This window comes from Algoriphagus oliviformis (assembly GCF_017254915.1).
Lineage (GTDB): Bacteria > Bacteroidota > Bacteroidia > Cytophagales > Cyclobacteriaceae > Algoriphagus > Algoriphagus oliviformis.
This window is the reverse complement of record NZ_JAFKCT010000003.1, coordinates 411,067-431,160: the sequence shown is the minus strand read 5'-3', so window position 1 is coordinate 431,160 and position 20,094 is coordinate 411,067. Positions and strand designations below refer to the sequence as shown.

General features: G+C 52.9%; 18 protein-coding genes. 13 read left to right on the top strand and 5 right to left on the bottom strand.

What is annotated here, in order from left to right; translation table 11 throughout:
* Nucleotides 1–292: 292 nt before the first annotated feature.
* Nucleotides 293–1,603 carry a pyridoxal phosphate-dependent aminotransferase gene (locus J0A68_RS10135; RefSeq protein WP_206578093.1) on the top strand — a complete coding sequence of 437 codons (1,311 nt, stop codon included), beginning with the start codon at nt 293–295 and terminating at the stop codon, nt 1,601–1,603.
* Nucleotides 1,604–1,711: 108 nt separating this feature from the next.
* On the opposite strand, the gene J0A68_RS10130 is transcribed toward J0A68_RS10135, so the two are convergent.
* A complete protein-coding gene (locus J0A68_RS10130) occupies nt 1,712–1,978 on the bottom strand; it encodes a four helix bundle protein (RefSeq protein WP_206578092.1) in 267 nt (88 codons plus the stop codon).
* 60 nt (nt 1,979–2,038) lie between these two features.
* Nucleotides 2,039–2,974: a zinc dependent phospholipase C family protein gene (locus J0A68_RS10125; RefSeq protein WP_236021451.1), complete on the bottom strand. Its 936-nt coding sequence runs from the start codon at nt 2,972–2,974 to the stop codon at nt 2,039–2,041.
* Nucleotides 2,975–3,185: 211 nt separating this feature from the next.
* On the opposite strand from J0A68_RS10125, the gene rpsT reads away from it, so the two are divergent.
* The 7 genes from rpsT to rny all read left to right on the top strand — a co-directional run bounded on the left by rpsT (nt 3,186) and on the right by rny (nt 9,580).
* Nucleotides 3,186–3,440 (top strand): 30S ribosomal protein S20, encoded by a 255-nt coding sequence (rpsT, locus tag J0A68_RS10120; RefSeq protein WP_206578091.1) that lies wholly within the window; start codon nt 3,186–3,188, stop codon nt 3,438–3,440.
* Between the two features lie 101 nt (nt 3,441–3,541).
* Nucleotides 3,542–4,237, top strand: coding sequence for a RadC family protein (gene radC / locus J0A68_RS10115; protein WP_206578090.1), 696 nt, complete (start codon nt 3,542–3,544; stop codon nt 4,235–4,237).
* 3 nt (nt 4,238–4,240) lie between these two features.
* On the top strand, nt 4,241–4,855 hold the full coding sequence (locus J0A68_RS10110; protein ID WP_206578089.1) for a DUF1684 domain-containing protein: 615 nt from the start codon (nt 4,241–4,243) through the stop codon (nt 4,853–4,855).
* A 110-nt stretch (nt 4,856–4,965) separates the two neighbouring features.
* Nucleotides 4,966–7,377 carry a phenylalanine--tRNA ligase subunit beta gene (gene pheT, locus J0A68_RS10105; RefSeq protein WP_206578192.1) on the top strand — a complete coding sequence of 804 codons (2,412 nt, stop codon included), beginning with the start codon at nt 4,966–4,968 and terminating at the stop codon, nt 7,375–7,377.
* Nucleotides 7,378–7,379: 2 nt separating this feature from the next.
* A complete protein-coding gene (locus J0A68_RS10100) occupies nt 7,380–7,664 on the top strand; it encodes a hypothetical protein (RefSeq protein ID WP_206578088.1) in 285 nt (94 codons plus the stop codon).
* A 1-nt stretch (nt 7,665) separates the two neighbouring features.
* Nucleotides 7,666–7,950 carry a cell division protein ZapA gene (locus J0A68_RS10095; protein ID WP_206578087.1) on the top strand — a complete coding sequence of 95 codons (285 nt, stop codon included), beginning with the start codon at nt 7,666–7,668 and terminating at the stop codon, nt 7,948–7,950.
* A 64-nt stretch (nt 7,951–8,014) separates the two neighbouring features.
* Nucleotides 8,015–9,580: a ribonuclease Y gene (gene rny / locus J0A68_RS10090; protein ID WP_206578086.1), complete on the top strand. Its 1,566-nt coding sequence runs from the start codon at nt 8,015–8,017 to the stop codon at nt 9,578–9,580.
* Nucleotides 9,581–9,657: 77 nt separating this feature from the next.
* Here the strand turns inward: rny and J0A68_RS10085 are convergent, their stop codons facing one another.
* Genes J0A68_RS10085 through kduI form a run of 3 tightly spaced genes read right to left on the bottom strand, consistent with a single transcriptional unit; the run spans nt 9,658 to nt 12,350 of the window.
* Entirely contained in the window at nt 9,658–10,674 is a 1,017-nt protein-coding gene (locus J0A68_RS10085) for a LacI family DNA-binding transcriptional regulator (RefSeq protein ID WP_206578085.1), read from the bottom strand.
* Nucleotides 10,675–10,716: 42 nt separating this feature from the next.
* Nucleotides 10,717–11,508 (bottom strand): gluconate 5-dehydrogenase, encoded by a 792-nt coding sequence (locus J0A68_RS10080; RefSeq protein ID WP_206578084.1) that lies wholly within the window; start codon nt 11,506–11,508, stop codon nt 10,717–10,719.
* A 2-nt stretch (nt 11,509–11,510) separates the two neighbouring features.
* On the bottom strand, nt 11,511–12,350 hold the full coding sequence (gene kduI / locus J0A68_RS10075) for a 5-dehydro-4-deoxy-D-glucuronate isomerase (protein ID WP_206578083.1): 840 nt from the start codon (nt 12,348–12,350) through the stop codon (nt 11,511–11,513).
* Nucleotides 12,351–12,630: 280 nt separating this feature from the next.
* On the opposite strand from kduI, the gene J0A68_RS10070 reads away from it, so the two are divergent.
* The 5 genes from J0A68_RS10070 to J0A68_RS10050 all read left to right on the top strand — a co-directional run bounded on the left by J0A68_RS10070 (nt 12,631) and on the right by J0A68_RS10050 (nt 20,093).
* On the top strand, nt 12,631–13,899 hold the full coding sequence (locus J0A68_RS10070) for a DUF4861 domain-containing protein (RefSeq protein WP_206578082.1): 1,269 nt from the start codon (nt 12,631–12,633) through the stop codon (nt 13,897–13,899).
* Between the two features lie 232 nt (nt 13,900–14,131).
* Nucleotides 14,132–15,352: a glycoside hydrolase family 88/105 protein gene (locus J0A68_RS10065; RefSeq protein WP_206578081.1), complete on the top strand. Its 1,221-nt coding sequence runs from the start codon at nt 14,132–14,134 to the stop codon at nt 15,350–15,352.
* Between the two features lie 160 nt (nt 15,353–15,512).
* Nucleotides 15,513–16,496: a pectinesterase family protein gene (locus tag J0A68_RS10060; protein ID WP_206578080.1), complete on the top strand. Its 984-nt coding sequence runs from the start codon at nt 15,513–15,515 to the stop codon at nt 16,494–16,496.
* Nucleotides 16,497–16,499: 3 nt separating this feature from the next.
* The gene (locus J0A68_RS10055) at nt 16,500–18,143 is read left to right on the top strand and encodes a glycoside hydrolase family 43 protein (RefSeq protein ID WP_438839569.1); all 1,644 of its coding nucleotides are present in this window, start codon (nt 16,500–16,502) and stop codon (nt 18,141–18,143) included.
* 282 nt (nt 18,144–18,425) lie between these two features.
* Nucleotides 18,426–20,093 carry a glycoside hydrolase family 28 protein gene (locus J0A68_RS10050; RefSeq protein WP_206578079.1) on the top strand — a complete coding sequence of 556 codons (1,668 nt, stop codon included), beginning with the start codon at nt 18,426–18,428 and terminating at the stop codon, nt 20,091–20,093.
* The last annotated feature ends 1 nt before the right edge of the window (nt 20,094 follow it).

Sequence of the window (20,094 nt, the reverse complement as noted above, 5' to 3'; positions counted from 1 at the left end):
GCTGAAGTCAGAAATCTGAAAGCCTAAGGGCCAAGAGTGGAACTTGGGTTTGATCCTATGGGCGATATCCGAAATTGGGGCAGGACGCAGGTTTGCCTTTCTCAATAGGACAAAATGGACATGCCTGTCGCGGTCGTCCGCCAAGTTGAAGGCTAAGAGGAATAGCGTTGCATTCTGGTGCATTGATGGGTGTTTCGTCCGAAACGTTCTTTCATTTTTCGAGGGAAGTAGGTCGCTTTCCTTTTGCTTTTTCCTTTCTTTGCAGCGGAATTTTTTCCAAACCTATTGACCTATGAGACAGCTACTCCTTAGACCCGGTGCTGAAGAACTGAACTATGAAATCCGCGGGATTGTAAAAAAAGCCCGGCAAATCGAAGCCCTGGGCTATGCCATGACCTGGGAAAACATCGGTGATCCCATCCAGAAAAGCAACCAAGTGCCCGAATGGATGAAGGCCATCATCGCCGACCTGCTCAAGGAAGACAAAACCTACGGCTACGCGGACTCCAAGGGCGTGCTGGAAACCCGGAAGTTTCTCGCCCAGCTCAACAACGACAAGGGCGGAACGCAGATCACGGCCGAGGATATCCTCTTTTTCAACGGGCTGGGTGATGCCATTGCCAAGCTGTACCAATTTCTGATTCCCACAGCCCGCATCATCGGGCCGTCGCCGGCCTATTCTACCCACTCCTCCGCGGAGGCGGCCCACGCGAATACCGCCCCGATCACTTACAAGCTCGATCCGGACAACCAATGGCTGCCCGATATGGAAGACTTATACCTGAAGGTCAAGTACAATCCCTCCATCGTCGGCATCCTGATCATCAACCCGGACAACCCGACGGGGATGGTGTACCCCAAGGAGGTTTTGGAGGATTTTGTCAGGATCGCCGAGGAGTTTAATCTGCTGCTGATCACGGACGAGATCTACCAAAACATCACCTACAACGGCATTCAGGCCGTGGCCCTTTCCGAGGTGATCGGAGATAGGCCTGCGATTTCATTGAAGGGTATTTCCAAAGAATTTCCCTGGCCGGGTGCCCGCTGCGGCTGGATGGAGTTTTACAACCGGGAAGCTTCCAAAGAATTTTCCAAGCTCTGCCAAACGCTGGAAAATGCCAAAATGATCGAGGTTTGCTCTACGATATTGCCCCAGCTGGCCATCCCAAAGATCATGAGCCATCCCGAGTACCATGCCTACCGCGAGCTGGCAAACGAACAGATCGGCAAGCGCTCCGACTGGATGCGCGAGATACTCGGGGACATTCCCGGCATCAAGTTCAATCCCACCCAAGGGGCTTTTTACAACACCATCGTGTTTGACGAAAGTCTCCTGACTCCAACCCAATCCTTGCCTGTCGACGATCCCAAGCTGCAGGCGCTATTGGACTCTTGGCTTTCCGACGCGGAGATGCCTCTGGACAAGCGATTTGTGTATTATTTGTTGGTAGCCGAACGTATCTGCGTGGTGCCGATTTCTTCTTTCTGCTCTGACCTGAGAGGCTTCCGCGTCACTCTCCTGGAGGAAAATGAGGAGGTGTTCAAGGATACTTTCAGAAGGCTGGGGCGGGCGATAGGACAGTATTTGAAGTCAGAAAGCTAAAATGAGAAAGTTGAAGTTCGAATTCTAAAAAGCTGAAATAAGAAGGCTGAAATTTATATCCAGAAGGTTGATGTCTGGGTAATAAATGAGGGGGGTGAAAGAAGCTCTCTAGGAGTTTTTTTTCGCGTTGATGACCATGGTGGTAAAGATGGCCGTCAATTCATCGGCTTCTTCTTGAACAACTGATAGTTTCGAGATAAACTCAGCTCTAGAGCGTCCTCTTTGGGATGAGCGATAGTTAGCTCCGATTGAGGTTCCGGATCTCAATACCTGTTTGCCAAGTTCAAATCCAACGGTAGTTTTCGGGAGTGCCGATACAAATTTGATGATTGCCAAGGCAAATGTTTTGGTTCTTCCTTTCAGATCTCTATCCATGAGTATGGTTTATTGATTTGATATTCATACTTCAGCTTTCATACTTCAGCCTTCTGACTTTCAGTGTTCTCTCACCTTGAGCTCGGGATTTGCTTTTTGCTCTGGTTCTTCTTCCGGGATTCCTGCCAGCTGGCTTAGGTCCGGCTGTCCGGCATTGATCCACGCGGTGTACCAGAAGTCGGCGATCATCTTGATGGACTTGCGCATCTGCCGCTCGATCTGCCGGTCAATGGCAATGGAAAATGCCTCGGTAAATTCCCTGGAGTACACCCGCACGGTCAGCCCGTTTCGCTCTTCGTAGCTGTATTTTTGGTCATCCGGAAATTCCCCGCTGAGTCGCTTTTCGAAACGGAGTACGCTGTCCACTTGCGCGTGCGCGCTTTGCACCGCATCCCAGATAGCCAGCTGTGGCTTCTCCACATATTCGGCTTTCCCAACCCACAGCGCGTAGTCCTTGGCAAGCAGCTCAGGAGCTCTGCTTTCCCAAAACCCATGAATCCCTTCCTGTCCGGTAAGCTGCCCGTTGTAGTTTTTGGTGGTGTGGAGCGGGACATTCAGGTCACCGAGGTAGTGGCCCAAGTCCGCCGACAGCCGGAGGATCGCCGCGGCATTCTTCTGCTCCAGCGCCTTGGTAAGGCTGAGCAGGGTCAGGTAGGCGCTCCAGGGGCCGATTCCGTGTTTGCGGAGGCTGTCCTCCGGAAACTTTTCGATGGCTTCGGGCCAGTACTTGGGCAATATGGCCAAGGCGCTGTCTCCATACACGTCTAGGTCGATGTAGTGCTTTTCGGCTTCGCCGACTACCGCGTAGCGTCTTTTGTCAGGGTTGACGGCGTTTTCGGCGAGGAAGTCTATATGTGCTTTGTAAAAGCCCATCATTTCCGGGGGAAGTGAAAAAACCGCCTGCCGATTGATCATGGAGTGGGCAAAAAATCCCCAGTCTTCCAGGCTCTTGGGTAAAAAAAGAAGGAGCGAAGCCCATATTATAAAAATCAGCATTCCTGAAAATAGTCAAAACAAATGTCTTTTTGACCTGGGAAAAGCCTATATTTGCAGCCTGTTTCGGGTCTTTGGCCAAATATCCTGATTTGGAAAAAGGCGGAACGGAAAGGAATGTTTTAAATTCCTTTGGCAGAATTAATTATTTACAATAACTTTGCACTCCAATTCGGAATAGGGGAACGTAAAGAATTTAAGTTAAAAACGAGATATGGCAAATCACAAATCAGCTCTTAAGAGAATTCGTGCCAACGAAGCGAAGCGTTTGAGAAACAGATATCAAGCCAAAACCACTAGAACTTTCATCAAGAAGTTGAAGGCTGCTACGGACAAAGTAGAGGCTATGGAGCTTTACAAGAAAGTATCTTCTATGCTGGACAAATTGGCGAAGAAGAATGTCATCCACAAAAACAACGCTAGTAACAAGAAATCAAGATTGGCCAAGTTCGTCAGCGCACTGGCTTAATTTCGACAAGACTTTGTTAAATGGACCCCGCAGGATTTGCGGGGTTTTTTTATTCTTGTTTTATAGGTAGTTTTAGTTGGACTTTTTTTTAAAAACTGCCTATGAATCCGGTCACTTCGATCAAGATCTCCGAGCTGGCGGAGGAGGATCGCCCCAGGGAAAAACTTTTGCTCAAAGGGAAAACCGTCCTCTCCGACGCGGAGCTGATCGCTATCCTGATCGGCTCGGGAACTCCGACCATGAGCGCAGTAGACCTTTCCCGGCTGATTTTGCGTGAGGTGGGGCATGACCTGGCCCGGCTGGCCAAGATGTCGGTCAAAGATCTCATGCGGTTCAAGGGGATCGGCGAAGCCAAGGCGATTTCCATCGTGGCGGCACTGGAGCTCGGGCGCAGGAGAAAAGAGCAGGAGCCTCAGGCGCGGTTTCGGATTCGCAGCTCCCTGGACATCTACGAGCTGATGAAGCCGGAGCTCTATGACGAGATCGTGGAGCATTTTTACCTGATTCTGCTCACCCGATCCAACTATGTGCTCAAAAAACAACTCGTCAGTCTTGGAGGTACGAGTACTACCGTGGTCGATGCCAAAATTGTCTTCAAGATCGCCATAGAGCATCTCGCCCAGTCTATCATCCTGGTGCACAACCATCCCAGTGGCGACACCACTCCCTCGGACCAGGACCGGAAACTGACCAAATCCCTGGTGAAAATCGGCCTGGAGCTGGATTTGCCGGTGCTGGATCATGTGATTTTTTCGGATCATAGCTATTTTAGCTTCGCCGATGAAGGCATACTCTAGTACATGAAGGCAAACCAAATCATTTTAATCGTCGTCGGGCTCGTGGTGCTGGCAGCGGTAGGCTACATGTTTACCGCCGGCGAGACTCCGGAAGACTACATCGAAAAGATCGAAAAGGAGCGCGAGCGCCAGTTTAAGTTTATCCGGTTCAACATCGATTCCCCGCTTACCGAAGAGCAAAAAGCCAAGTTTACCTCGTTGACATTTTATGACATTGATCCTGCCTATAGGGTGAAGGCGAGGCTGTTGCCCATCGAGGAAAAGAAGGTTCGCGAGGTGCCGCTGACCGACGGCTCGGTGCAGCGCTACATCGAGCATTCCTACGCCGAGTTTGAGTTGGGTGGCAAGACCAACCGGCTCCTGTTGCTCCAGGCCATGGACGAGGTGGACAAGCGCAATTTCTTTCTGGCCTTTGCGGACGAGACCAGCGCCCGGGAGACCTACGGCGGCGGTCGCTACCTCAATGTGCGTCAGGATGGTAAAAACAGCATCACGCTCGACTTTAACCTGGCCTACAATCCCTACTGCGCCTACAACCCCGACTACGCCTGCCCCATTCCCCCGAAGGAAAACCTGCTGGAAATCGCCCTGCCTGTGGGAGAGAAAAATTACAAGTAATAGACTAGGCCTCCTGCAATTCTTTTAAATTTGCCAGACTGATTTTGAAAAGGTGCCGACGCACCTTTTTTGTTAAAAGCCGGGCTCAAATGCCCGATAAAACCAACCTGATGAAAATCTCGATCAATAGACTCAAAAATTATATTCCGCTCACCGAAAGTCCCGACGAAATCGCCGCTTTGCTCACCCGCTCCGGCCTCGAGGTCGAGGGCGTGGAGGAATTCGTGTCGATCGCGGGCGGCTTGGAAGGGATCGTCATCGGCGAAGTCCTGACTTGCGAAAAGCATCCCGGCGCGGACAAGCTCAGTCTGACCACGGTGGATATCGGCACTGGGGTCGTGCCCATCGTCTGCGGCGCGCCCAATGTAGCCCAAGGCCAAAAAGTCGTGGTGGCGACCGTGGGAGCAAAACTTTACCCTTCCGAAGGTGAGCCTTTTGAAATCAAAAAGGCCAAGATCCGAGGCCAAGTCTCCGAAGGGATGATCTGTGCCGAGGACGAGATCGGGCTGGGTGCCTCCCATGCCGGGATCATGGTCTTGGATACCGATCTGCCAAACGGGACTCCTGCGTCAGAATACTTTGAGGTCTCCCGCGACCATATCCTGGAGATCGGCTTGACGCCCAACCGTGCCGATGCGGCTTCGCATCTGGGGGTAGCGCGTGACTTGCAGGCCTTGTTGGGGAAAAAGATAGAACTGGCCGGCGAGACAGCTTTGCCGGTGGAAAAAGCGGGGCCTACAATCAGTGTAGAGGTGCAAAACGCCGCTGACTGCCCGAGGTATGCCGGAGTGGTGCTGACCGACCTCAAGGTAGCTCCCTCTCCCCAGTGGCTGCAAAACTTCCTCCGGTCCCTGGATCTCGAACCGATCAACAATGTAGTCGACCTTACCAACTTTATCCTTCACGACCTTGGCCAACCGCTTCACGCGTTCGATGCGGACAAGATTGCCGATGGAAAAGTCATCGTAGGCAAGCTTCCGAAAGGAACGTCCTTTGTGACTTTGGACGGCAAGGAGCGCAAGCTTACCGGCGATGAACTGATGATCAACGATGCCCAAGGCGGCATGTGCATCGCTGGGGTATTCGGAGGCGAGCATTCGGGCGTGAGTGATGCGACGACTTCCATCTTCCTGGAGTCGGCGTACTTTTCTCCAGACGTGATCCGAAAAGGCTCCCAAGTGCATGGCTTGAAGACTGATGCCTCTTTCCGGTTCGAGCGCGGTACAGATCCCAATATGCCAGTCTATGCCCTGAAGAAAGCCGTGGCCTTGCTTCAAGAGATCGCTGGCGCGAAAGTCGCTTCCGAGATCGTGGATCTTTACCCAGAGCCGGTTCAGGATTTTGTGGTGGAGGTGGCCTATGGCCATGTCAACCGCCTTATCGGAAAGAAAATCCAGGCTTCTGAGGTGAAGTCTATTTTGGAAAGCTTGGATATCCAGGTCGTCAATGAGACAGAAGCCGGTTTTACGGCCATAGTGAAGCCTTACCGCGTCGATGTGACGCGCGAGGCGGATATTATCGAAGAGGTTTTGAGAATCCATGGGTTTCATCAGGTCGAGCTGTCCGAAAATCTCCGCACCGACTACCTCGCCGAGCATCCCGGCAAGGATCTGAACAAGCTTCAGTACCGCATGACCGAGATGCTTGCTGGACAGGGCTACTTTGAGCTCATCACCAACAGCCTCACCAAGCCTTCCTATGCCGAGAAATCCGGCTACCTCGATCCCACAGCCAATGTGGAAATCTACAACAAGCTCAGCGAAGACCTCGGCGTGATGCGGCAGACCCTGCTCTTCAGCGGGCTGGAAGTCTTGGCCCACAACATCAACCGCCGCCAGACTGACCTCAAATGTTTTGAGTTTGGCACGGTCTACCAAAAAACCGCAGAAGGCTACAAAGAGGGCAGACGACTGGCAATTTTCCACTCGGGCAACCGTTCTTCTGAGAGCTGGATTGAGCCGGAGCGCGCTTTTGGCTTTGCGGACATCTATGCCACGGTCGAGCGGATCCTGGAGCGGCTCAATATCGAAGTGGGACAGGTGGCCATGAAGGAGTCGGCTCCCTTTACCTACGGCTTGACATTGAAGCTGGGGGAAAAAGAGCTTGGCTCGATTGGTCTGGTGGACGAAAAGATCCTAAAGCTGGCCGAGGTGCGCCAGGAGGTATGGTTTGCGGAGCTGGATTGGGACCTGTTGACGAAGAAAGCTTCCGGCCTGAAAAAGTACGGGGAGATCTCCAAGTTTCCGGAGGTGCGTCGCGACCTCTCGCTGGTGATCGACAAGGCCGTGACCTATGACCAGGTAAAGTCCGTGGCCGAAAAAGCCGGAGGAAAGCTGGTAAAGCGGATTGGGGTCTTTGACGTGTATCAAGGGGACAAGATCGATGCAGGCAAAAAAGCCTACGCCCTGAGCTTCCACTTGCAGGATCAGGAAAATACTCTTACCGACAAGGTAATTGACAAAACAATGGGTAAATTGATTCAGGCCTTCCAGGATCAGGTGGGCGCTATCATCAGAAGCTGAAAATGATTCACGAGGAACTGCAAAAATTGGAGAAGCTTGCCGTGCAGGCGGGCAAAAAAATCGAGTCCATCAGTGCTGAAAATGAGCAGTTAAAGGCTCGATTGGCGCAGCTTGAGCAAGAAATCCAGGGAAAAGAGCAGGAAATCTATCATTTTAAAAATAAGATTAAAATTAGTAACATTGTGGACAACCGACCGGTGAATCCAGAGGATGCCACCGAAATGAGTGACTTAATCAATAATTATATACAAGAAATCGATCATTTGATCACTTACCTTTCCGAATGATATGGAGACGCTGGCTATCAGAGTGAAGATCGGAGAAAGGGAATACCCCATGCGCGTGAGGCCCGAAGACGAGGGCAAAATCCGCCATGCGGGGAAACTGATTAATGAAAAATTGAGGAAGTATAAAGCCGAATTTGGTCTGGACGACGTGCAGGACTTGCTGGCCATGGTCGCTTTTGACTGTATGGTGGAGTCCCTGGAGACCAACGAGGTCAATGCCGAAGATAGCGAACATATCCGCAAGAGCATTTCCCATATCTCAGCCCTGCTCACCAAGGCTGTGTGATTATTGATATCCACTTGTTTCTGGGATTTTCGGAGCCGGTAGGTCTATAACTATATACATACCTATGGCAGACGTACTATTTATCATCCTTGCAGCCCTGGCGGGGCTTGGCGGGGGTGCCGCTTTGGCGGGATTTTTCATCAAAAATAAACATGCAAAGCTGGAAGAGGAGACCAAGGAAAAGGTCAAATCCATGCTGAGAGAGGCGGAGCTCAACGCCGAGTCCATCAAGAAAGACCGAATCTTGGAAGCCAAAGAGAAGTTTCTCAAGATGAAGAGCGAGTTTGATGAGGAGATGGGCAACAAGAAAAACATCATCATCACCAACGAAAACAAGGTCAAGCAGCTCCAGCAGCAGGTAGCCAAAGAGCAGGAAGTACTCAAGCGCAAAGAGGCCGAACTGGACAGCAAAAAGGAAAACCTCAACGCGCAGCTCCACTCCGTACAGGTGAAGAAAGAAGAGCTCGACCGGGTCACCAACCAGCGAATCGCCGACCTTGAGAAAGTAGCCGGGCTGACCCGCGAGGAGGCCAGAGACCAGATCGTGACCATGCTCACCGAGGAGGCGCAGACCAAGGCTTCTTCCCAAATCAAGGACATCCTCGACGAGGCCAAGCTGACCGCGACCAAGCAGGCAAAAAAGATCGTCTTGGACACCATCCAGCGCACCGCGACAGAGCATGCCGTGGAAAACTGCGTGTCGGTATTCAACATCGAAAGCGACGACATCAAAGGCAAGATCATCGGCCGTGAAGGGCGAAACATCCGTGCTCTCGAGGCTGCCACCGGCGTGGAGATCGTAGTGGACGATACGCCTGAAGCGATCATCATCTCCGGCTTTGATCCCGTGAGAAGGGAGATCGCCCGCCTGTCTCTTCACCGACTGGTGCAGGATGGCAGAATCCACCCCGCCCGTATCGAGGAGGTCGTGGCCAAGACAGAGAAAAACATCGAAGAGGAAATCGTGGAGATCGGGGAAAGAACCTGTATCGACCTCGGTATCCATGGCCTGCACCCCGAGCTGATCAAGATGGTCGGCCGGATGAGATTCCGTTCTTCCTACGGACAAAACCTGCTCCAGCACTCCCGTGAAGTGGCTAAGCTGGCTTCTACCATGGCGGCGGAGATGGGCTTGAACGCCAAGCTTGCCAAGCGCGCGGGCCTCCTGCACGATATCGGAAAGGTTTGGCCGGAAGAGCAGGAGTTGCCACACGCGATCCTGGGTATGGAGCTGGCTAAGCGCTACAAAGAGCATCCGGAAATCTGCAACGCCATCGGTGCGCACCATGACGAGATCGAGATGACGTCGATGATTTCACCGATCGTCCAGGCGTCGGATGCCATTTCCGGTTCCAGACCTGGGGCCCGCCGCGAGATCATGGACAGCTATGTGAAGCGGTTGAAAGAGCTGGAGGAACTCGCGCTTGGGTTTGACGGGGTAAACAAATGCTTTGCCATGCAGGCGGGTCGTGAGCTCCGCATCTTGGTGGACTCCGACAATGTAGACGACCAAAAGGCGAGCAAGCTTTCCTTCGACATCTCACAGAAGATCGAAAAGGAAATGCAGTATCCCGGACAGATCAAGATCACGGTCATTCGAGAGATGCGCGCAGTGAACTATGCGAGATAAAAACTTGGACTGATCCCCAAAAGAAAATGGCAACCTCCTGTTGGGGTTGCCATTTTTGTTTTCCAGAGGCTCTAGACTTATTTGGAAGAGTCCCGGATGATCAGTTCAGGTTTGAGAATGGTCTTTTTGGAGATAGGCTCGGTCTCCTTGCTGTTGAGGATTTCAAAGAAGGTCTCAGCGGTGATCTTGCCCATTGCGATGCTTTTTTGATCCACTGTGGTGATGGTAGGATCGGTGAAGGAAGTGAAGGGTTCGTTGCCGAACCCGACTAGCTTGACTTTGCCGGGTACGTCAATACCGTGGCTCTTGAGCACCTGTAGCGCCCCCATGACCGCATAGTCCGCGGAGGAAAAGATGCCATCAAAATCCACCCCCTTTTCGATCAGCTCTTCGGTCAGTCTTCTTCCATCTTCCAGCTGCATGCTGCCATAGACGATGAGCTCGGGATCCACCTCGATGCCGTTGGCTTTCAGCGCATCCTCGTAGCCGCGCTTTCGCTCGGTGTAGATGTTGATCCGCTGGATGTTGGTGAAGTGGACGATCCGGCGGCATCCGCTTTTGATCAGGTGCTCCACCGCCTGATAGGCTCCCAGGTAGTCGTCGAGGATCACGTGGCTGACGTTGAGTACGTCTGCGGTCCGGTCAAAGAGCACCAGCGGGATGCCTTTTTCTATCACCTTGAGAAAGTGGTCAAAGTTGTCGGTCATCTTGCCAAAGGAGGCGATGATCCCATCCACCCGCGCGTTGAGCAGTGCCTCGATGTTTTGTACCTCCTTGTCGTACTCGTCGTAGGACTGGGAGATGATGATCTTGTAGTTGAGGTTGTTGGCCAGGTCCTCTATGCCCCGGATCACCGAGGAGAAAAAGTTTCGGTTGGCAGTGGGGACGATGACTCCGATGAGGCGGCTTTTGCCGCTGCGGAGCGCCGAGGCGATGTGGTTGGGCTGGTAGTTGATCTGCTTGGCTACCTTGAGTACTTTCTTTTTGGTTTCTTCCGAAATCCTGGGATTGTTGTTCAGTGCCCTGGAGACCGTGCTCGCCGTGATGTTCAGCTTTGCGGCGATCTCATGGATGGTGGCCTTGGTGTTTTTCATTAGGATAGATATGGGCAATTGTTGATGGAGCGTGCAGTGCGGCTACTGTTCCCCTGCGGGTTTTCCTATGGTAGCCAGTATGCCTCCGTCCACGTAGAGGATCTGTCCGTTGACAAAGTCGCTGGCAGAGCTTGCGAGAAATACGGCGGCGCCTCCCAGGTCCTCGGGGTTTCCCCATCGGGCTGCGGGAGTGCGGTTGATGATGAATTCATTGAAGGGGTGTCCGTCCACACGGATGGGGGCCGTCTGCTCGGTGGCAAAGTAGCCCGGCCCGATTCCGTTGACCTGAATATTGTACTTTGCCCATTCCGTTGCAAGGTTTCTGGTCAACATTTTCAGACCTCCCTTGGCTGCGGCATAAGCGCTGACCGTATTTCTTCCCAATTCGCTCATCATGGAGCAGATGTTGATGATTTTTCCGCCAGTTTGGCGATTGATCATCGACTGTGCAACCCGCTGTGACACGATGAAGGGTGAGACCAGGTCTACGTCCAATATCTTGCGAAAGTCTCCCGGGTCCATTTCCAGCGCCGGCGTACGTTGGATCATTCCGGCGTTGTTGACCAGGATGTCTACCGGCCCCACTTCCTGCTCGATTTTGCTGATGGCCTGGTTTACGGTCAGCGCGTCGGTGACGTTGAAAAGGTAGGGGTGGGCTGAGATGCCTGCCTTTTGGTATTCTGCCAAGGCCACTTCCATTTTGGACGGGGTGTGGCCGTTTATCACCAAGGTGGCTCCGTGGCTGGCCAACGCTTTGGCCATGGCCATTCCAAGTCCGTGCGTCGCGCCTGTTACCAGGGCGACTTTTCCGCTGAGGTCAAAATTAGGCTTCATGTTTATCTTAGTTCAGTTGGCTTCACGGCATCCATGTCTCCGTAGTCCATGTTTTCCCCGGCCATTCCCCAGATGAAGGTATAGTTGGAGGTGCCTGCCCCGCTGTGGATAGACCAGGGAGGGGAGATAATGGCCTGGTGGTTTTTCATCCATACCACGCGAGTTTCATCCGGCTGTCCCATGAAGTGTGCCACGGCGTTGTTTTCGCTGATGTCGAAGTAGAAATAGGCTTCCATTCGGCGGTCATGGGTATGGCTTGGCATGGTGTTCCAGACGGAGCCGGGCTTGAGTTCGGTCATGCCCATCTGCAGCTGGCAGGTCTCCAGGACAGAGGCGACGAGAAGCTTGTTGATGGTGCGGTGGTTGGAGTTTTCCAATGAACCCAAAGTGACGACTTCCGCTTCTGCGGTCGTGATTTTTTTGGTTGGGCAGCTTTTGTGCGCCGGTGCCGAATTATAGTAAAGATAGGTCGCCCCGGAGCTGCTCGGATGGAAGACCACCTCCTTGTTTCCTTTGCCTATGTATAGGGCTTCCTTGTGCCCCAAGTCAAAAATCTCCCCCTCCACACTTATCTGGGTGGGAGCGCCTACGTTGATGATGCCTATTTCCCGTCTTTCCAGGAAGTACTCTGCCTTGTTTTGTTCCACGGCAACTAAGGTGACAGGATGGTCCACCGGATGGATTCCTCCCACGATCAGACGGTCTTCCATGGTGTACACCCCGGTCAGCTCGTTGGCTTTGAAAAGATCCTCGATAAGGAATTTCTCTCTGATTTCGGGGGTGGTGTAGCGTTTGAAGTCCTCCGGGTGGGAGGAGTATCGGGTAGAAACAGGGTTTGTCATCTTGAGTTTGATGTAATCGTTTGCGCAATATAGTATTTTATTGGAAAACACCTCTATTTGAAATATTTCATTTTCAGTGCAATGGGCAATACGATATTGTATGGAAGTCTGAAATTCAATAGGAATCAGCGATCTTAAAAAGTATTGCCTTGGGATTGTTTTTTTATTGGCTAATAATCTCTAATATGCAATCGATTGCCTAAAATGTTCAAAAATCAGGGAAAAGCCAGTTGGGCTATCCCCGTTTTTGGATTGTAATAGCCTAAAATTAAGTGATTTAATGAGATCCTTGCCCAAAATTGCCCGAAACCTTGCTCCCGTGCTAGTTTGTTGCACAGTACTTTTTGCACAGGCTGCCAGCGGAGCCTTCGCCCAAAAAGCCCCCAAACCGAAGGCTCTTTCCCTTGCCGTAGAAAACACGCTTTCGCAGCCTCGCGCCAATTCCCTGGTGCATCTTTCCGTGGAGGAGCTGTCCCGGCATTTTTCCGTTGAGCAGCGAGCGTCCCTGGTCGTTACGGCCGGGAAAAAGGAAATCCCTTCCCAGTGGAATGCCAAAGGACCCGACCAGGGTTTGGTCTTTGTCCTGCCCGAAATCGGCGCGGATGAGACGCTTTCCCTTCAGGTCTTTCCTGCCAAAGGCAAGAAAAAAGCCTATCCCAAACTCACCCAAGCGGAAATCTCGCACAAGGTGGACGGTCACTTCGAAGACCGCGAGTATATAGGCGGACGCTTCGTGAATGTGGATTCCCTGCACGTGCCTGCTGAGCATACGGACCATTCTTGGTTTATACGCTACGAGGGGCCAGGCTGGGAGTCTGACTTGGTGGGCTACCGTTTTTACTTGGACTGGAGAAATGGCATCGATGTTTTTGGCAAAAAAGTCCACACGCCCGTGCTGCAGGATGTCGGACAGGACGGTTTTGACTCCTATCACGAGCCTGCCGACTGGGGTATGGACGTGCTGAAAGTGGGCAAAACGCTTGGCTTGGGCAGCATTGCGACTTGGGAAAAAGGCGCTGCACGCCGAGTCGACGTTACCGACCATCTCTTTGCGGAGATCACTTCCAATGGGCCGGTGTATTCCTCTGTATTTACCAAATACTCCGGCTGGGATCTGGCCGGCGGCAAGACCGATATCCTGGCCTCCATCTCCATCCACTCCGGTACTCGGATGTCTCGGATGGATCTTGTTTCCAGTAATGCGATTGACAATTTCGCCACTGGCCTGATCAAAGATCCCAAGGCGGAATTGATCCAAAGCGGAAAAGACCAGGCTTTTGCCTACCTCGCGACCTATGGCAAGCAAAGTCTCAATGATGATAATCTCGGAATCGCGGTCATCTATCCCACTGCTCAGCTGAGGGAGGTCACTCAGGACGAGCTTTCCCATGTGGTCGTATTTGACGGTGGGGAGAAAAAACTGAGCTACTATTTCCTGGCGGCCTGGGAGCTGGAGCCGGGCGGGATCACCACCAAGCAGGAATTTGTAAAGTCCTTGGACAAGGCGATCCTTGAGCTTTCCAACCCGCTAAAAGTCACGTTTAAATGAAAAGATTGGACACAAGCGACTTCGCCGGTAACAACCTAAGACTAGTATTTGGAGCGAGAAACCATGTCGAAAACGCTACATCGGTCTTCGCCTGCCCGACGGGTCGGGGTCATCGGTCTTCCAGCCTGCCTGAGCAGACAGGCCCAATTGTCAATGAAAATTCGGTGACTGGCAGAAAAGCGCCTATCCAAAATATAAAATCCACCATACAATTTACCCAACAGTAAACCCCATGTTGAAGCTGATCAAACCCAGTCTAGCCGCCCTGATGCTAGCTGCGAGCCTGGCAGGATGCACAGGCAAATCTACCGAACAGGCCGAATCCGCCGATGCGGCGGTCGAAGCCAAGCCTTATTCCATCCGCATGGCCGACTCTGAGATTGCCCGCAATCCCGAAGGCTGGACCATAGATTTTAATCCAAAGCCCAAGTGGGAATACACCCACGGACTGATCATGAGCTCGATGCAGGCTGTGAGCAAGCAGTACGGCGAGGCGCGCTTTTTCGACTACACCAAAAAGTTTGCGGACTTCATGGTCGACTCGGCGGGAAATATCCTGACCTATAAGAAGACCGATTACAACATCGACCGCGTCAACGGCGGGAAATTCCTGATCAACCTCTACAACGAGACCAAGGAAGAAAAATACAAACTAGCGGTCGACGAGCTCCGCGACCAGATGCGGGAGCATCCGCGGAACTCAGAGGGGGGCTTTTGGCACAAGAAAGTCTATCCCCACCAGATGTGGCTCGACGGGCTCTACATGGGTTCGCCCTTTCTGGCGCAATACGGAGCGACCTTCGACGAGCCAGCGCTCTTCGACGATGTGGCCAATCAAATCCTGACCATGGACAAGTATGGCTACAGCGAGGAGACTGGGCTCTACCACCATGCCTACGACGAGAGCAAAACCCAAAAATGGGCTGATCCCGCTACGGGTCTTTCGACCAATTACTGGGGTAGAAGCATAGGCTGGTATGCGATGGCGCTGGTGGACGTGCTGGACTTCCTGCCTGCCGACCATCCCAAGCGTGCCGACATCATCGCCGTGGCGCAGAAGCTCGCCAAAGGCATCGCCCGCTACCAGACTCCCGAGGGCGTGTGGTATCAGGTTGTCGACCAGGGCACCCGCGAGGGCAATTACCTGGAGGCTTCGGCTTCGTCCATGTTTACCTACTTTCTGCTGAAAGGCCACGCCAAAGGCTACCTGGATGCGGAAGACCTGAAAAACGGCCAAAAAGCCTACGAAGGATTGCTTAAGGAATTCATCGTGGAAGATCCTGACGGCAGCATCACCATCACCAAAGTCTGTGGTGTCGCTGGTCTGGGTGGCACTCCCTACCGTGACGGCAGCTATGAGTACTATGTGGGCGAGGTGATCCGCGAAAATGACCCCAAGGGCGTAGGCCCCTTCATCCTGGCTTCCTTGCAATACGAGGCATTAAGCAAATAAACCCATAGGGAAATTTCGCCAGTTGCGTTTAGGCTGGGGTCAATGGCTGAGGTTCGAATAGCGTGATTCCCCCTTTTCCAAAGGGGGCAAGGGGGATTTTTCAAAGCAGGAATCGGGTCTTTTTCTGGTTCTTGCGGAAAGTAACACTGAATAAAAATAAATGAGAAGGTTAGCAATTACCCTTGTCTTGTGCCTGTCTTCTTGGCTGGCACAAAGTCAGGATTTTGATTTTACGGTGGCGGCGGATGGATCGGGAGATTTCGTGACCATCCAAGAGGCCTTTGACGCGGTGCCGGACTTTCGCAAAAACGAAACCCGAATCCAGCTCAAGCCGGGCGTTTATAAGGAAAAGCTCGTCTTGGCCAATTCCAAAACCAACGTCGTTCTGATCGGGGAAGACCCGAAGACGACGCTGGTGACCTTCGATGACTTTGCGCAGCGCAAAAACAAGTTTGGCGAGGAGATGGGTACCACGGGCTCTTCCAGCTTCTTTGTCTTTGGAGATGGTTTTTTTGCAAAAAACATCACCTTCGAAAACTCCGCCGGGCCAGTGGGCCAGGCCGTCGCCGTCCGTGTGACTGGGGACAAGGTGGTCTTCGAAAACTGCCGCTTCCTGGGCTTTCAGGATACGCTCTATCCACAAGGCGACCGTAGCCGACAGTATTACAAAGACTGCTACATCGAGGGTACGGTGGACTTCATCTTCGGCTGGTCTACCGCCGTTTTTGAAAATTGCGAGATCTTTTCCAAAGCGCCCAGCGGCTATGTCACTGCCGCCTCGACCAACCAGGGCACCGCCTTCGGTTTTGTCTTTTTGGACTGCAAGCTGACGGGTGACTCACCGGAAAACAGCGTCTACCTCGGCCGCCCTTGGCGAGACTATGCGCAGACGGTCTTCATCCGCACCGAGATGGGCAAGCACATCAAGCCCGAGGGCTGGCACAACTGGAACAAGGCTAATGCGGAAAAAACGGCCTTCTACGCCGAGTTTGAGTCTAGAGGGTCGGGCGCTTCTCCAGCTACCCGGGTAGCCTGGTCGCATCAGCTTTCTGCGGAGGAAGCGGAAAAATACACGGTAAAGAATGTTTTGGCCGGTGAGGATCTCTGGGATCCCATGGCAATCGTCGAAAAATACAAGAAGTAAACAGTGAAGTTCAGTACCCTCAAACCTATCGCGCTGCTCGCTTTGGCGGTGGCTTTCGCCCCCCAGGCTTTTGCGCAGCAAAACCAAAACCTATCACAGGTCTGGGTCGCCGACCAAGGCGACGGCACTTACATTAATCCCATCCTCCATGCCGACTACTCCGATCCGGACGTGGTGCGCGTAGGGGAGGATTTCTACATGTCGGCTTCCAGCTTCAATGCCACGCCCGGCCTGCCCATCCTGCATTCCAAGGATCTGGTCAACTGGACGCTGGTGAACTATGCCCTGCCGAGGCAGGTGCCGCTGGATCACTTCGCCAAGCCTCAGCACGGCAATGGCGTGTGGGCGCCGGCCATCCGCTATCACGCCGGTGAATACTACATCTATTGGGGCGATCCGGACTTTGGGATTTATATGGTGAAAACCAAAGATCCGCTGGGTGCATGGGACGAACCTGTACTCGTGGAGGCTGGCAAAGGCCTGATCGATCCCTGCCCGCTTTGGGACGAGGATGGCAAGGCCTACCTGTCCCATGCCTTTGCAGGCAGTCGTGCAGGCATCAAAAGCGTGCTCGTGGTGAAGCCCATGAACTGGGAAGGCACGAAGACGACGGGCGCGGGCAAACTAGTCTTTGACGGCCATGACGCGCATCCAACGGTGGAGGGGACGAAGTTTTATAAACGCAATGGCTACTACTACATTTTTGCGCCGGCGGGTGGAGTCGCTACCGGCTGGCAGCTGATCTTGCGGTCAAAAAATCCCTATGGCCCCTACGAGGAGCACATTTCTCTAGCCCAGGGCGACACGCCGATCAATGGTCCGCACCAAGGTGCCTGGATCGATACCGACCAAGGAGAGGATTGGTTTGTGCACTTCCAGGACGTGGAGGCCTATGGGCGGATCACGCACTTGCAGCCTATGGCTTGGAAAAACGACTGGCCGACCATGGGCGAGGATCCCGACGGGGACGGCACGGGTCAACCGGTATTGAAGTACAAAAAGCCGAAAGTGGGAGCGAAAACTGAAATAGCTACGCCAGCGGAATCGGATGAGTTTAGCGGGGCTGATATCGGATTGCAGTGGCAGTGGCAGGCCAACCCCGAGGCGACTTGGGCGTTTGCCAATCCTGCGGACGGAAAGCTGAGGCTTTTCACCGCGAAGCTTCCTGATGATGCCAAAAATCTCTGGGATGCTCCAAATCTTCTCCTGCAGAAGTTTCCGGCGGCGGAGTTTGTGACGACCACTTCTTTGAAGTTTACCCCCAACCCGAAGCTGAAGGGCGAGCAGGTTGGCCTGGTCGTGATGGGCATGAGTTATGCTTATTTGGCTTTGGAGAGCGGGGAGGAAGGGATTTATCTCAACTACGTCTCCTGTCTGGATGCCGAGCATGGCAAGCCTGAGTCCAAAAAGCAGCTCGCGAAACTGGGCGGCAATGAAGTCCAGTTGCGCGTAAAGGTGGAAAAGGGCGGCATTTGCAGCTTTTCCTATTCCGAAAATGGAAAGGAATTTACTGAAGCAGGCGAGACCTTCACAGCCGTTCCGGGCAAGTGGATTGGAGCCAAGGTTGGCCTTTTCGCCACGCGTACCACACATACCAACGACAGTGGCTTCGCCGATGTGGATTGGTTTAGGGTGGGGAAGGAGTAGGACTTGAAGTATCAAGTATCTAGTATCAAGACGCTAGAGCCAAGAGGATTTTGCCATGCAAACAAAAAGTAAGTGGTGAGAAGTAAGTGGTGAGGTTCGATGTTCGAGTTTCATTATTCAATACCGAACACAGAACGATGAATAACGAATGAAGAAGCGTGCGGCCGATACGACTTCGGTCTTCCGTCTCCGGTCTTCCATCCCACCCTTAAACGTGAACTTTACAAATCATAGGGCAGAGGAAAATTAGATTGAAACAACACAATTAAGCATCCCCAAAATATGAGACTACACAATTTGAAAATGGTTTTTGCGCTGCTGCTGGCGGTGATGACCGTACCGGCTTTTGCGCAGCTGAGCCTGGAGCAGGTGTATGAAGGCATCGAGTTTGACATGCCCAAGGTCAAGGAGACCAGCTTTCCCGATTTCTCCAAAAGCATCGCCGACTACGGCGCTGTCGGGGACGGACTGACCAAAAGCACCGCGGCTTTCAAGGCCGCTATCGAGGAGGTCAACCAAAAAGGTGGAGGAAAAGTCATCGTGCCGCGAGGTATTTGGCTCACCGGACCCATCACTTTGCTCAGCAACGTCAACCTGCACCTGGAGGACGGCTCGCTGATCATTTTTTCCCGGGACAAAGACGAATACCCGCTAGTCGAGACCAGCTTCGAGGGCTTGAATACCATTCGTTGCCAGTCTCCCATCAATGCCTACCAAGTCGAAAACATCGCCATCACCGGCAAGGGCACCATCGACGGCAGCGGCGACGCCTGGCGTTCGGTGAAAAAAGGCAAGATGACCGAAGATCAGTGGAAAAAGCTCGTCAAGTCCGGCGGCATCGTCGAGGGTTCCAACTGGTACCCGTCCCAGTCTTTCCTGGACGGCTACAAGGCCAGCTCCTCCTTCAATGTGCCCGATACCAAAGACCGCGCACAGCTGGAAAAGATGAAAGACTTCCTTCGTCCCGTGATGGTGAGCATCCGCGAGAGCAAAAGAGTCCTGCTCGATGGGCCGACTTTCCAAAATTCCCCCGCCTGGAACATCCACCCGCTGATGTCCGAGGACGTGATCATCCGCAACCTGAATGTGAGAAACCCATGGTATTCCCAAAACGGCGACGGCCTCGACCTGGAGTCCTGCAAAAACGCGCTGATCTACAACAATACTTTTGACGTGGGCGACGACGCGATCTGCATCAAGTCCGGCAAGGACAAAGACGGACGCGACCGCGCCATCCCGACCGAAAACGTGATCATCAAAAACAACGTGGTCTATCATGGCCACGGCGGCGTGACTGTCGGTAGCGAGATGTCCAGCGGCGTGCGCAACATGCACGTGTCGGCCTGTACCTTCATCGGTACCGACATCGGCCTGCGCTTCAAAAGCACCCGCGGTCGCGGCGGCATCGTCGAAAACATCTGGATCTCCGACATCGACATGATCAACATCCCGACCGAAGCTATCGGATTCAACATGTTCTACACCGGCAACAGCCCCGTGATCGAGGAAGACCAAAGCGCAGAAGACGAAGCCCGCCAGGAAAACCTGGTGCCGGTGACGGAGGAGACCCCGATTTTCCGCAACATCTGGATGAAAAACATCACCGTGACCGATTCCGAGATTTCCGCTTCCTTTATGGGCTTGCCGGAGATGAAGCTGGAAAATGTGGTGCTGGAAAATGCCGTCCTCCAAGCCAAAAAAGGCATCACCGCCATCGATGCGGACGGTTTGAAGCTGATCAACGTGACCGTCATTTCCGAAGATACCCCGCTCACGATCTACAACAGCCAGAATGTGAGCGTGGAGAAATTTGCTTTTGGGGAAAATGAAAATCCTGCGGTGAAAGTACTCGGCAAGTCCGCCAATGTGCAGCTGGACAAGAAGGACTATGCCGATCCGGCGAAGGTTTCCATCGCAAAAGGTCTCGACAGCGAGGTAAAACTGAAATAAA